Here is a 13,053-nt window from a genome sequence, read left to right on the forward strand (position 1 = left end):
AACAAAATAACTATGTCTGGCAATCGTATATTATTGTTGGCTGTATTCCTTGTGTTGTCGGGTGTAGTGGCGGGGCAGCAGGTCTGGAGTTTCGGAAAGGCGAACAGGATCGTATATGACCTGAACCGCGGGGTGTACTCTCTGGTCCTGAATGGACGGCAGGTGGTTGGTGATGCGTATGCATTGTGCAAGGGGGACGGGGTGTTCGATTCGCGGGTGGCCTCGTCGCCGAGGAAGGTGGTGAGGACGGGGAATTTGTATACGGTGAGCACGGGGAAGCTTCGGCAGTTGTTCTATGTTTATCCGGGTAAGGACTATGTTGAGATGGAGGTGAGGGTCGGGGGAGCGAAGTGTAATTATATGTCCGTGATGACGGGGGCATTTGCGGGAGGTAATATGCGGGCTTTGAAAGTGCCTTATGACAACGATATGTATGTTCGCTATGATGCGCGTGATCGGGGGAAGGGAAGGTTTATGAGCTCGGAGGTCACGGCGGTTTATAATGACTCGACCAGGGAGGGGATTGTCATGGGTTCGCTCGAGCATGATGTCTGGAAGAGTGGAGTGGATGTGGGGGATTCGGTGTCGCTGTTTGCGGGTCTTTCCGATACGACGATCACCCATGATCGTGTGCCGCATGGGATGGTGGGCCTGATGAATGGCTATTGCCGAAGTCCGCGGATGGTGGTTGGCCGCTGGGCCGACTGGAGGAACGGGATGGAAGAATATGCCTGGCTGAACATGCGGCTCGGGCCGCGGGTGGTATTTGGCTGGGACAAGCCGGTGCCGATCGTCTGGAACAGCTGGGGTGCGATACAGGATAAGCTGACGCTGGGGAAGGTGAAGGGGGTTGTGGATTTTTTGCATGATTCGGTCATCGGCTTCCGGCGGTCGGATGGCAGTCTTTTTATCGATCTCGATGCTTTCTGGGATAATATGACGCCGGGTGGTCTGGATGGGGATGTGAGCAAGCTCCGGGAATTTGTCGCTTATTGCCGGGAGAAGGGGATGCATCCGGGAGTATACTGGACGCCGTTTGCAGAGTGGGGGAAGAGTGAGCGGCCGATAGCGGGGACGAATTACCGGTATGAGCAGGCGTGGACGCGGCAAAACGGGAAGCCCGTGGATATCGATGGGGGCAGGGCTCTTGACCCGACGCATCCGGGCACGCGGTGGATGATCGTGCATGTGCTGAGCAGACTGAAGGCGCTTGGTTTCGAGATGATCAAGGTGGATTTTCTCGGGCATGGGGCGGTCGAGGCGGATCATTTTTATGATCCTTCCGTGACGACGGGGATGGAGGCTTTTCGCCGGGGAATGTCGCTGGTCGACAGCGTACTTGACGGGAGTATGCTGATGTATGCCGCTATCTCACCGAATCTCGCTACGAGCAGGTATGTGCATATGCGACGTATTGCGTGTGACGCGTTTTCGGCGATCGACAATTCCGAGTATACGCTGAACAGCACGGGGTATGGCTGGTGGCTGGGGCGTATGTATAATTTTATCGACGCGGATCATGTCGTGTTCAATGTGGCGCCTGATGGTATGAACCGGGCGAGGCTGGCTGCGTCGCTGGTGACGGGTACGCTGACCACGGGGGATGACTATTCGATTCCCGGCAAGTGGCGGAGGATGGCGGAGTCGTTGTTACAGAATGAGGAGATGCTGGGTATTGCGAGGAAGGGGGTCAGCTGGAGGCCGGTGGAGGCGAATACGGGAGACAGAGGAGTGAATATTTTTACGCAGGTGCTTGACGGGGTGAGGTATGTGGCGTTCTTTAACTATAGTGATAAGGATCGGGAGTATTCGTTGCCGCTGTCGCGGCTGGGTATTGGATCGTGCAACGCCACGGAGTTGTTTGGTTCGGGGGCAATGGATGTTGTCGGACAGCTTAGGGTAGTGGTGCCGGCGAGTGATGTAAAGTTGTATCGTTTAAAGTGAATTTCTTCGGATAAGTATGGTGGGGATGGTTTCGCGGACCGGCTCGCGGCGGAGGACGAATTCGGCGGCTTTTTCGGCCATGTATTTGAAGTCTGCCGAATAGGTGGTGATGCCGTTGCAGATGATCTCTTTGACGACGTCGTCGTTGTGTGAGAGGATGCCCACGTCTTTTCCAAGGGTCAGTCCTTTGGCCACGCAGTCTTTGAGCATGGCCCAGAGTTCGGTATTATTGATGGTAAAATATACGTATCCTTTCTGGATGGAGCCGGGCTCGTAGTTGGTTGCGATGGTGCTTTTCACCTTATAATCTTTTACGAATTTCTTGTAGGCGTTGAGTATTTCGATAGGCGTATCGGAAGAAGGGCGGTAGTAGTACACCATGCCCTTATAGTGGCTGATGGTTGAGCTGAGTTTGCTGAATGCTTCGTAGGAGGATCGTTCGAACTCCTGGGTGATGTGCGAGAATTCGCCGCCGATGGGTTCGTAGCGGTCGATCATGAGGAATTTGGACATGGGGAGGGTATGGATGATGTCGGCGGTCCTTTTGTGGGGGATGGGCGCTACGACATACATTCCGTATTTCCCTCTGACGTTGGATATGATGCTTTCGAAGACGTCGATGTTGTTGTGGTGAAAGAAGACGTCTACGTGTGTTGTTTCGCCGAGCAGGTCGCGGAATGTCTTGTAGAAGACTTCCTGGAAGCTGTCGAAGGCGAAGATGATGAGGGCGAGTCTCAGTTGTTTTTCGGTGTCGCCGTTGGCGACGTAGAAGCCGACGCGGTTCTTGGACTCGACGATGCCGCGGCTGGTGAGGTCTTTGTAAGAGCGGGCGATGGTTTCTCTGGCGAAGCCGAATTCGCGGATCAGGCTATTGACGGAGGGGAGCATGTCTCCCTGGGAGAGGATCTTGTCGTTGATGGCATTGATGATGCCCTGAACCAGCTGTTCGTGTTTCGATAGTCCTGCTATGCCTTCCAACTGTCGTATTTCCTGGAATACGTCGCGCATAGATAAAGATGTTTTTTTTGTTTCAGGCGTATAGCCCGCTCCGGTAGGTTGGGGCTATACTACACTGTGCTACTGCAAATATATTGTATATTTTACGGTTTTTGTGATTTCCGGCCATCGATCGGTTCGGAATGGTGTGGCGGGAAAACCTTCCTTATTGAACAGATTGGATTTGCTGGCGTCGTCGGCCCGAGGCGTACCGTGCGGCGACGGGGTGTGGGACTTCGTGAGCGTATAGGTCTACCAGGTCGCCTGTGAGAGAGGCTATTGCCGGGAAGAAGTGTTTGTCGGGGCCGGCGAGTTCGAATCCGGTGAGGTTGCCTGCGGCAGCAAGGGGGATCCCGTGAAGCGCAATTTGATGTGGCTGCCTTTTATTTCCATTGATTTGTATTTGGGGCCTTCGGCGACGACGTGTTTTCCGTAGGTGTCTCTGAGGGCTAGCATTGCCAGTCTTTTGCCGACGTCCTGTTTGTTTTTGGGGTGGATATCGTTGGGCTCGCCGATGTCGGTGGTTACGGCCATGCCGGTATGGGGGACTGATAGTGTCCGGGTCTGGGACTCGCGGAGTTCGGTCCAGGCGCTGCCGGTATTGCTATTTCCGTGGTCTGCGCTGAAGCTGGCGATCTGTACGTAGTAGAAGGGGAAGTCTTTTTCCTTCCAGTGGCTGCGCCAGTCCTCAATGATCAGGGGCATGGCTTTCCGGTACTGGTAGCCGCGTTTGGCGTTGTTCTCGCCCTGGTACCAGATGACGCCTTTTATAGGAAAGGGTGTTATCGGGTGGATCATGGCGTTGTACAGGAGGGATGGATAGCTGTTGGGGCCGATGTTGGCGTGGCCGGTGGCTACGGCTGCCACCTGGAATTTCCAGGGGCCGGAGAGGTCGGTGCGGGTTGAGCCGGAGACGAGGCAGATGTCGTTGATGTTGCCGTAGACGCCGCCTCCGCCGCCGGTGTCGTCGACCTTTATAGTTATAACGTTCTTGCCTTCGTGGAGGATCCCGGGCGGTATTTTGTAGATGCGTCTGAGGTTGTAGCCGTTGGTGGAGCCGACGGAGATGCCGTTGACGAAGGTTTGGTCGTTGTCGTCGATGGTACCGAGGGAGAGCGTGACGGTGTCGGTGTTGGCGGGGTTGGTGGGGGTGTTGCCGGTGAGGATGGTGGGTGAAGGGTTGGAGGGTGAGTTGCCGGTGAGTGAGCCGGGTTTGAGTTCGAATTCTTTTCTGAACCAGACCTGACCGTCGAACATGTTGCCGAGCTGCTGGTTGTCCCAGAGGCCGGGGAGCTGCATTACCGGCCATTTGCTGTCGTCGAAGGATATCGTATTCCAGGCGCCGATGGCTGTCGTATCGGGCAGGTGCCCCTGTACGTTATCCACCAGCCGGAGGATCTTTTTCCGAGGTTATCCCGCAGTGAATCCATGTCGAGTACCGGGAGGTTTTTTACTGCGTCGTGGTATTCCGCGCTGGTGTCGAGGCTGTTCCTGCTGATCCATGATTCGATGTCGGTGCCTCCCCATGAAGAGAAGACGAGGCCGATGGGGACCTTCAGGGTTTGGTATAGTTGCCTTCCGAAGAAGTAGCCGACGGCCGAGAAGGGGCTGATGGTAGAGGGGCTGCATTCCTGCCATAGTGCGGGTCTTACGTCTTCTTCGGGTTTGCCGCTAATGCTCTTTTTCACGGTGAAGAGCCGGATATTGGGGTATTCGGCGTGTGCGATCTCGTACTGGTAGTTGTTGACGCTGGACCATCCGGAGACGGGAAATTCCATATTGGACTGGCCGCTGCAGACCCATACATCGCCGATTATGATGTTCTTATAGGTCAGGCTATTGGTGCTGCCGGCGATCTTTAGTTCGAAGGGACCGCCGTAGGGGGTTGGGGGAAAGGTGGCTGACCATTTTCCGTTGGCGCCTGCGACCGGTGTCCGGGTTTGTCCGTGGAAGGTGACGGTCAATTTTTTGTTGTTGGGTGCGTAGCCCCAGATCTTTACGGGTTGGTCGCGTTGGAAAACCATGTTGTCGCTGAAGATGTGGGGGAGGCTGACCTGAGTGATAGTGTGTTTTAGTCTCAGGAGTTTGGTTTCGTGGGGGGCTATTGTTTGGTTGAGTGTTGTGGTCCCGTGTGTCCAGACGTCGCGGGCTTCGTATGTGCCGCCGGAGGCGAGGCCGAGGTCGTTCCAGTTGAGATTGGGTTGTTGAGATCTGTCTGATTTATTGAGGATGGCGACTGCGATGTCGCCGTTTGCGAGGGGTTTGGTGAATATCGCGCGGGTGGAGTCGTTGACGATGCGTTTGCCCTGTATGCCGAGTGGGTCCTGGTCGATCGCGATGGCTTCTTTGTTGGTGAGGGTCGTCTTTGTAACGTCGCTTAGGCTGCGGAGGTCGTTGCTGGCGGTGAGGGGTGCGGCCATTATACAGTATAGGCTGAACTGGCTTTGGTATTCCTGGTCGTTGCAGCCGATTCCGCCGAGGTCGGAGGCGGGGCCTTTTTTCCGTACAGGCCTACCACGAGCATGTCGGGGTCGTTCCAGTGTCCTTTTTGTGCGAAGCGGTCGAGGCCGCCGTTGATGTCGACGATGTTGAGGATGCCCATGCCTTCTTCTCCGGGCTTTGCCTTCCATTTGTCGCGGACGTCGCCGGTGGTTCGCCAGACGGTGCCTCCGGCTTCCGCTGCCCATAGCCAGGAGTTGTCTGTCGCCCCATTCACAGATGCCCAGACGGATGGTGCGGCCTGAGGCGTTGAGGGCGTCGGCCATCGCTCTGTATCTGGCTTTTGCCGTGGCGACGTCCGTGGGAGCGTTGCAGTAGTCATATTTGAGGTAGTCGATACCCCAGGAGGCGAAGGTGGTGGCGTCCTGCTTCTCGAAGCCGAGGCTTCCGGTGAATCCGCCGCAGGTGAGGGGCGCCGCGTCGGAATAGATGCCGAGTTTGAGGCCTTTGGAGTGTACGTAGGCGGCCAGGGCCTTAATTCCATGGGGGAATTTTTTAGAATCGGGGACGAGGTTGTTTTGGGCGTCGCGACCGCTGACCCAACCGTCGTCGATGAAGATATATTGGTAGCCTGCGGCTTTCATGCCTGAGGTAACCATGGCGTCGGCGGTTGATCGGATGACGGATTCGTCGATGTTGGGGCCGAAGCTGTTCGAGGACATCCAGCCCATCGGGGGTGTGGATTGGGAGGGGTGGCCTATCGGGGATGTGGATTGGGCGTTGCAGGTGAGTGATGCCGCGAGTAGGAATGGGAAAATGTGTTTTCGCATGGTTGTTATCTGATTGGGCTGGTTTTGACGGTATGGATCTCGCCGTTGAGCCTGACCTTTAAGATACGGGATTGTTTTGAATAGACGTGATAGCTGGTGATCCGGCCGTTCTTCCATTTGAAGTCGACGGTAAAGTTGCCGCGCGCTTTGAGTCCTGTTACTTCCCCTTCCTGTTGCCATTCGTCGGGGATGGCGGGCAGGAAGTTGATATATCCTGCGTGGCTTTGGATGAGCATTTCGGCGAGTCCCGCCTCTCCGCCGAAGTTGGCGTCGATCTGGAAGGGCGGGCCGGCCGAGAACAGGTTGGGGTAGATGCCGCCTCCGGCGCCATAGTTGATATTGGTGGCGAAGGTGGGGCGCATGAGGTGTTTGAAGAGCAGATAGGAGCGGTTGCCGTCGTAAAGCCTCGACCACATCAGCATTTTGTAGGCGATGGACCAGCTGGGGCCGTCGTCGCCCCGGGCGTCGAGGGTCTTTTTGCAGGCCGCTGCAAGGTCGGGGGTGCTGTCCGGCGTGATCAGGTTGGCCGGATAGAGCCCATAGAGGTGGGAGATATGCCGGTGGTGGGGTTCGGTTTCGGGATAGTCCTCGAGCCATTCCATGATGCGGCCGTCGGGTGCTATTCGTCCCGGGGGAGGTATTTGCGACAGCTGTGTCTGCAGCGTATCCCTGAAGGACCTGTCGATGCGAAACAGTGTGGAGGCGGCGATCACGTTGTTATAAAGTTCGCGGACGATCTGGTTGTCGATGGTCGGGCCCATGCAGATGCTGGCGTGGTTGCCGTTGGGCAGCATGAAGGCGTTTTCGGGTGAGGATGAGGGAGAGGTGACGAGCCAGCCTGTTTTGGGGTCGCGGATCAGCATGTCCTTATAGAAAGCGGCTGCTCCTTTCAGGATGGGATAGATCCTGCGCAGGTAGGCGGTGTCGTTGGTGAAGGCGTAGTACTGCCAGAGATTGTTGCAGAGCCATCCGGAGCCGGATTTTGTCGCGCCCCATGAGGCGCTTTCGCCCGGTTCCGTGAAATGCCAGGGGATTGGTGATGACGTGGGCTACCCAGCCGTCGGCCTGATAGTAGGCGCGGGCTGTCTTTTTTCCGTAGGGTACCATTCCTTCCACCAGTCGCGCTAGGGGCAGGTCGAGTTCGGACAGGTTGCCGACGTCGACGGGCCAGTGGTTCATCTCTACGTTGACGTCGAGGTGGTAGTCGCCGTTCCAGGGGTATGTATCTGGTTCGCCCAGAGACCCTGCAGGTTGGGTGGCAGCAGACCGACCCTGGTGCTGCTGATGCTCAGATAGCGGCCGAACTGATAGAAGAGGGTTGCGAGTCCGTTGTCGGCTGCCGGCGTTGACTGGAAGGCGATCAGTCTCTCGTTGGTTGGCAAGTCGTCCCGGGACTGGGGCCCGAGGTTTAGGGATACCCTGTTGAAGAGGCGCTGATAATTGGCTATATGGTTTTTCTTTTCTGTCGCGAAGGGCTGGCTACTGGCTTTTGCCAGGAGTTGTGTCGTGTTGCCGGCGTACTGCGGGTTGTTGAAGTCGGTACCAGCCGAGACATACAGCGTTAGCTCTGTTGCTCCTCTAATGATGAGCTTGTTGTCTTTTGTGTGCTGGCTGCCGTCCTTCAGTACCGCCTGCACTTTGGCGAGGTATTTCATGCCTTTGCCGTCGGTGCCGTTGTCGAGCTGGCCTTCCATCAGGAGGGTGTTACCGTTGCTGGTGATGGATCTTCTTTCGGGGCGGTCGATGGATATCGCGCAGTTGACCATTCCGGGTTTGTCGGACGAGATCCGGACGATATCGACGTCGGTGCCGAAGGAGGTGAAATATTCTTTTCTGTATTTTACGCCGTTAACCTCGTAGGTGGTGGTGGCGATGGCGCTGTCGAGGGAGAGCTGGCGGTGGTAGTTGGTGTGTGTGCCGCCGCCGCTTCCGTAGGAGAAGTCGAGCTTCAGGGTTCCCAGCATCTGGAAGCAGCCCCACTGAGGACCTCCGGAGCCGGGGCCTTTGCAGATGAAGTTCTTGTCCACCAGTTGTTGTGCCTGGTCGTTCTTTCCTTCGAAGAGCAGTTGTCTTATTTCCGGCAGGCTTTTGTAGGCGTCGTAGTTGTTCGCGTCCTGGGGGATCCGGACCATAGCGTGATGTCGTTGAGAACGATGTTCTCTGTGGTGACGCCGCCGTCGGGGGTCATACCGAGCCTACCGTTGCCGAGAGGGAGGGCGCCCTCCCATTGGGCAGCGGGCTCTTTATACCAGAGGTGGAGGGGATGAAGATGAGTTTGGGCGATGCCTGTCTGTGAGAGACAGGCGATCGCCCATGTTAAAAATAGCTTGTAGTTGAACGTCATAATTTTCAAACTTACGGATTGCGCGATTATTGCTTGAACCAGAATGTCAGCTGGCTGAGGTTGACGTAGCTGGGGTCGTCGGTAGTTTTTAAGATGCGGACCATCATATAGCGTACTGGCGGCGGATTGGAGATCAGGTCCGCGTTGACCGGGGCGACGCCGTCGTCCGTGCGAACCACTTCTTTTAACAGGGTCCAGCCTTTTGTTACTGCTTCGTTCTTCCATCCGGGGTCGTTGCCTGGGAGCAAAGTCTCTGCCCCGGTGGTATCGGCGATGCCCCAGATCTCGAAGTCGATGGGGTTGTGGCAGCAGTTGCGTCCTATTTCCTGGACGCGGATCAGGTTGTTGTAGGTAGTGCCCATGTCGAAGCTGAAGTGCTGCGGAAAGGGCGCGGAGCCGTCGGAGTGGAAGATGTCGGGGTAGCCTTTTGGCTGTGTGGCTCCGTCCCAGAGCTGGCTCATGGAGGTGCCGAAACCGGCGTTCATGTCGTTGGGCAGGTGGATCTCTTTGAACAGGCTTTTGTCGCACTGTACGATCCTGAAGATAGAGGGGAAGGTGTCATAGCCGGTTGCCAGGAACGTGTCAATAGCGCTTCTCACCGGGATATAAGACGACCGGTACAGGACGGATGTGCCAAATTTGAAGTTAGGGAGCAGGATCGCAGTACTGTCCGGGGAGATCTGTGTTTGCTGCGCGCCCGTGTTGTCGGTGTATTTGATCACCGTGGTGATATTGATCGAATCGGGTCTCCGGAAATTGATCGTTACGTCTGAATTGTTGCTGCTGATCACGAAGGGCGTGTCCTGGTTAGCGGGACGGTTGTGCAGGTAGTTCTGGTAGATGCTCCCGTAGATGCGGACGTTGTCCAGTTCGGTCGTGATGGACTTGTTGCCGGCGTTGTCATAGGAATTGATGAAGAACGTATAGTTGTATTCCTGGAGGTTGCTGATCAGGCATCCGACGGTATCGGAAGGGTTGTGTTTACTGGCGGGAATGACGAGAGAGTCGGCATAGTTATTCCAGTAGACCACGTATCTGGCGACGCTGGGGTCCGGGCTTGGGTGCCAGGTCAGTTTCACCCTGAGGTTGCCGGGTGAGATAGCGACGGCGCTGACGGCGCCGGGGTATGTTTTCTCGCTGCCGTTGAGGAAGGCCCTGAAATCTGTCGGTTTCCTCGAGCAGGAGAACGCGTTACAGAGGAGCAGGACTATGAGAAGGGTTCTTGTATAGTACTTCATAATAATTTGATGTTGGTTAAAATGGGTTTCCGTATACCGACATTTCGTTCATGTTGTAATAGTTGTTGGTGCCGCCCATGGTCTGCAGGCATTCGAACCGGATATACCGGACTTTGGGAAGGTCGATCGAGAAGTCGAAGCTGAAGCCGTTCTTCCATGTTTGGATATCGTCGTTGGTCAGGGGGTTGTGAGCGGGTTTGGGCGGCGCATTGAAGAGGCCGAGGTTGACCCATCCGCCTGGAGTTTTACTGCCGACCGCGGGCAGGTGTGCCGTGTCGGATGGCATCAGTTCGTCCTGGGGGACGTCGGCTCTGCCCCACATGACCCATGTCTGGGGTGCGCCGGAGTTCCATACGAATATATTACCGTCTCCGACCCTGTCCCAGACGACGTAGCGGCTGAGCTTTGCAGTCTGGCCCATGTCGAATGTCGCCCATGCAGGCCAGATATTTGGCTTGGCGCCTGTGGGTAGTATGGGCTGCTGAGTATTGTAGCAGAATTCGCCGTAGTTGTTGTCCCATAGGTTGCTCAGGTTGAAGAGGCCGTTCTGGTAGTTGCCTACGTCGGTGGCGAGTACGTATGCCTGGAATCTGGACTTATCGAGGATCGTCTCGAAGAGGGGTTTGATGGTCTGGAAGAGCGTGTCGGAGACATTACCCCACTGGTCGGTGACGTAGAGGCCGAATTTCTTCGGGATGGTATCGTAGCCGCGGAGGCTGTAGTCGATGGACGCGTCGCCGGTATAGTGCTGGTCCTGGATCTGGTATTTGCTGGTGATGGGGTCGGGGAGCAGGGTGATGATGCCGACCGGTGCACTGGTGGTGTCGGTCGTTTTAATGTTGATACCGCCGAAGTCGGCCTGCAGCGCCAGGGCTGCATAGACGAGCTTGTAGGGCGGTGTTTTGGGATGAACCGTTACTACTATCGAGTCCGACTTTACCTCTGCGCGGGAAACGGTCCACAGCACCAGCTTTATAGTCTATGGTGTCCGCGAAGCCGCTGACCGTAATGCTGTCGGAGTAGTAGGAGGATTTTGTCTGACGGCTGGTCTTGCTGTTGATCTGGTAGTTGGCCAGTACGTAGAGGATATTCTTCGAATCCGGGAGCGTATAGGTGATATAGGCGCCGCCGTTGAAGTTGACGACTTTGATATTTGAGACCACTCCTGGTTTCGTTTTGTCGTTCGAAGTGACGGCGTTGTAGTCGGAGGCCTTTTTACAGGAGGCGACCACGAGGCAGACTATCGTCAGGACTGTGAGCCATGATGGCGAGGGTTGCCGTTTTTTGAATATTGCAGATACCATATAATAATTCGTTTTTGTGTTTTTACCAGTAGGGAGTTTGGACGAGATTGGAATTGACCAGCAGGTCGTATTTCTGGATCGGGAAGAGGTAGTCCTTCAGTCCGAACTGCGGCTGGTAGACGGTATGCAGGTTGTAGTAGGCGGAAGTTGTCTTGGCCAGTGTCTGCACGCTCCATCCGACGAACGGTGTCGCAAAGAGGTTCTGGAGTTCTTTCCATCTTCTGAGGTCCCAGCCTGCACGGCCTTCGAAGGCGAGTTCGATCCTGCGTTCCTGGTGGATGATGTCCCTGAGGCCTTCCTTTGTAGACGGTTTGGAGGGGTTTCTCGAATAGGTCGACCATGCCTGCTGAACGCCGGGCAGGCCGGCTCTTGTGCGTACCGCGTCTATCCATTTATAGGCGTCCGCGGTGGGGCCGTTGGCTTCGTTGAGGCATTCGGCGTAGAGCAGCCAGAGGGCGGTCAGTCGCATGAAGGGCCATGAGTAGCCTTTTTGGACGAAGCTGCTGTTGGCGGAGGCTGTCAGATAGGGCACCAGCTTTTTGGGCCAGTATCCGGTGCTGTTGTAGGAGATGGGGTCGCTCGGCGATGCGGCGCCATTGACGGCGTTGATGTAGTTGGGATTGTTGTCGTCGGTGTTGCCGAAGCCGAACCAGATGCTGCCGTCGAAGGCGACGTCGGCATAGTATCTTTCTTCCCTGTTGAGGTTGCCCTTGTTCGTCGAATAGCCTTTTTTGACATAGTAGCCGTTGGCGTCGTCGCCCTGTACGACCTTGTACCGGTTGGGGTAGTCCCATGAAACGTCTTCACTGATGGGTACGCCGTGGTTGGTATAGAACAGTTCGGTCTCGCCCATCGGGACGGAGAAGTTGGAGAAGAAGTTATAGACGGTCGTTGCGTCGGATGTAACGCGGGGGCAGGCCTGTATCTGGTATCCGAATCCGGGGTTGAGCGTCCAGATCTGTTCGACGTTCCAGCTGTCTGTTACGGCGCCCTGGATATTCATCAGCTTTTTGGTAGAATCGCTCATATGGGTAATGCCGCTTTGCGCCACGAACTGGTACAGGGCGGCTCCGGAAGCCTCGGGCGGCGTCGATGGCGGCCTTGCAGGCGTCGGCGGCCTTCTGCCATTTGGAGGCGTCGGGGCTGGCCGGGTAGAGGGGTCTGCCGGTGACGTCTTTTATGCTGGCGTAGTCAGGGTTGCCGTTGAAGAGGGGCTGGCCTGGGTGGCGAGGACCTCTGCTTTTACGGCGAGTGCGATGACCTGGGTGATGCGGCCGTCTTCTGTGATCGTGTTCATGATGGTCGGCGGGAGGTTGGGGATTGCCTCATCGAGCAGCCGAACGACATAGCTGAAGCAGGAGTCGACGGGTTGCTGTTTTTGCCTTACCTGGTCGGAAGGTGCGTTGACCGGAAGTGCGGCGTCGGCGATAGGGATTGCGCCGTACATGCGGATCAGCCAATAGTGGTAGTATGCTTTCAGGAATTTCGCTTCGGCTATCCACCTTACTTTGAGGTCCGGTGTGAGGTCGGGGGCGGTATTTACGTTGTCGAGGAACGTGTTGCAAAAGCGGATGGCCTGCCACATGTTTAGGCCCTGGTTGTAGGCGTCCCAGTAGTTCATCAACGGATTTTGGGCATTCTGGAAGCCGCGCATCAGATTGAAACCCGCGTCCTGTCCGTTGCCCGGAAGACTTTGATTGGCCGGGAGGTCGGTGGGGATGATGACTTCGCCGGAGGCGGTAAAGCCCGGATTGCGTACGACGTCGGCCAGCCGCTGCATTATGGAATAGCAGTTGCCGACGAGGTAGGATTGCGTTTCGTTGGCGTTGGCGAATGAGCTGTTGAGGGTTGCCACGTCGTCGGGCGTGACGTCGAGGTATTTCTTACAGGACGCCCCGGACAGTAACAGCGCTGACACCAGCAGTATTTTGTAGTTCATTTTATGATGATTTGTGCGG

The 13,053-nt window shown here is 56.1% G+C and carries 11 protein-coding genes and 2 pseudogenes; 1 reads left to right on the forward strand and 12 read right to left on the reverse strand.

Annotation, left to right across the window (positions count from 1 at the left end; translation table 11 throughout):
• The first annotated feature begins 12 nt into the window (after nt 1-12).
• Nucleotides 13-1,944, forward strand: coding sequence for an alpha-galactosidase (locus tag ACQ86N_RS07670; protein ID WP_431214649.1), 1,932 nt, complete (start codon nt 13-15; stop codon nt 1,942-1,944).
• Here ACQ86N_RS07670 and ACQ86N_RS07675 read toward each other — a convergent pair.
• From ACQ86N_RS07675 to ACQ86N_RS07730, 12 genes and pseudogenes are all read right to left on the reverse strand, one after another.
• Nucleotides 1,936-2,952 (reverse strand): GntR family transcriptional regulator, encoded by a 1,017-nt coding sequence (locus ACQ86N_RS07675; protein WP_431214650.1) that lies wholly within the window; start codon nt 2,950-2,952, stop codon nt 1,936-1,938. The two genes, ACQ86N_RS07670 and ACQ86N_RS07675, sit on opposite strands and share 9 nt — an antisense overlap.
• 264 nt (nt 2,953-3,216) lie before the next feature.
• Complete coding sequence (locus tag ACQ86N_RS07680; RefSeq protein WP_431214651.1) at nt 3,217-4,326, reverse strand: sialate O-acetylesterase; 1,110 nt, start codon at nt 4,324-4,326, stop codon at nt 3,217-3,219.
• Complete coding sequence (locus ACQ86N_RS07685) at nt 4,239-5,411, reverse strand: sialate O-acetylesterase (RefSeq protein WP_431217312.1); 1,173 nt, start codon at nt 5,409-5,411, stop codon at nt 4,239-4,241. The genes ACQ86N_RS07680 and ACQ86N_RS07685 overlap by 88 nt, the downstream gene beginning before the upstream one ends.
• A complete protein-coding gene (locus ACQ86N_RS07690; protein ID WP_431217313.1) occupies nt 5,360-5,761 on the reverse strand; it encodes a hypothetical protein in 402 nt (133 codons plus the stop codon). Before ACQ86N_RS07690 ends, ACQ86N_RS07685 begins: the two co-directional genes overlap by 52 nt.
• Nucleotides 5,658-6,326, reverse strand: a pseudogene (locus ACQ86N_RS07695) (glycoside hydrolase family 27 protein); the annotation flags it as partial. The pseudogene ACQ86N_RS07695 and the gene ACQ86N_RS07690, both read right to left, overlap by 104 nt.
• The gene (locus ACQ86N_RS07700) at nt 6,215-7,243 is read right to left on the reverse strand and encodes a glycosyl hydrolase family 95 catalytic domain-containing protein (protein ID WP_431217314.1); all 1,029 of its coding nucleotides are present in this window, start codon (nt 7,241-7,243) and stop codon (nt 6,215-6,217) included. The gene ACQ86N_RS07700 and the pseudogene ACQ86N_RS07695, both read right to left, overlap by 112 nt.
• A gap of 37 nt (nt 7,244-7,280) precedes the next feature.
• Nucleotides 7,281-8,553: pseudogene (locus tag ACQ86N_RS07705) on the reverse strand (glycoside hydrolase family 95 protein); the annotation flags it as partial.
• A 26-nt stretch (nt 8,554-8,579) separates the two neighbouring features.
• Nucleotides 8,580-9,791 carry a DUF4998 domain-containing protein gene (locus ACQ86N_RS07710; RefSeq protein ID WP_431214652.1) on the reverse strand — a complete coding sequence of 404 codons (1,212 nt, stop codon included), beginning with the start codon at nt 9,789-9,791 and terminating at the stop codon, nt 8,580-8,582.
• Nucleotides 9,792-9,807: 16 nt separating this feature from the next.
• Entirely contained in the window at nt 9,808-10,716 is a 909-nt protein-coding gene (locus tag ACQ86N_RS07715; RefSeq protein ID WP_431217315.1) for a DUF5126 domain-containing protein, read from the reverse strand.
• Complete coding sequence (locus tag ACQ86N_RS07720) at nt 10,625-11,095, reverse strand: DUF4959 domain-containing protein (RefSeq protein ID WP_431214653.1); 471 nt, start codon at nt 11,093-11,095, stop codon at nt 10,625-10,627. Before ACQ86N_RS07720 ends, ACQ86N_RS07715 begins: the two co-directional genes overlap by 92 nt.
• A 22-nt stretch (nt 11,096-11,117) precedes the next feature.
• Nucleotides 11,118-12,122 (reverse strand): RagB/SusD family nutrient uptake outer membrane protein, encoded by a 1,005-nt coding sequence (locus ACQ86N_RS07725; RefSeq protein WP_431214654.1) that lies wholly within the window; start codon nt 12,120-12,122, stop codon nt 11,118-11,120.
• A gap of 150 nt (nt 12,123-12,272) precedes the next feature.
• The gene (locus ACQ86N_RS07730; RefSeq protein ID WP_431214655.1) at nt 12,273-13,034 is read right to left on the reverse strand and encodes a RagB/SusD family nutrient uptake outer membrane protein; all 762 of its coding nucleotides are present in this window, start codon (nt 13,032-13,034) and stop codon (nt 12,273-12,275) included.
• Nucleotides 13,035-13,053 lie beyond the last annotated feature (19 nt).

This window comes from Puia sp. P3 (assembly GCF_050632245.1).
Taxonomy (GTDB): Bacteria; Bacteroidota; Bacteroidia; order Chitinophagales; family Chitinophagaceae; genus Puia.

Bases quoted from the DNA above. Each gene is read 5' to 3' on its own strand.
- ACQ86N_RS07670 (WP_431214649.1), top strand. From the start codon at position 13: ATGTCTGGCAATCGTATATTATTGTTGGCTGTATTCCTTGTGTTGTCG.
- ACQ86N_RS07675 (WP_431214650.1), bottom strand. From the start codon at position 2,952: ATGCGCGACGTATTCCAGGAAATACGACAGTTGGAAGGCATAGCAGGA.
- ACQ86N_RS07690 (WP_431217313.1), bottom strand. From the start codon at position 5,761: ATGACTACTGCAACGCTCCCACGGACGTCGCCACGGCAAAAGCCAGAT.
- ACQ86N_RS07710 (WP_431214652.1), bottom strand. From the start codon at position 9,791: ATGAAGTACTATACAAGAACCCTTCTCATAGTCCTGCTCCTCTGTAAC.
- ACQ86N_RS07720 (WP_431214653.1), bottom strand. From the start codon at position 11,095: ATGGTATCTGCAATATTCAAAAAACGGCAACCCTCGCCATCATGGCTC.
- ACQ86N_RS07725 (WP_431214654.1), bottom strand. From the start codon at position 12,122: ATGAGCGATTCTACCAAAAAGCTGATGAATATCCAGGGCGCCGTAACA.
- ACQ86N_RS07730 (WP_431214655.1), bottom strand. From the start codon at position 13,034: ATGAACTACAAAATACTGCTGGTGTCAGCGCTGTTACTGTCCGGGGCG.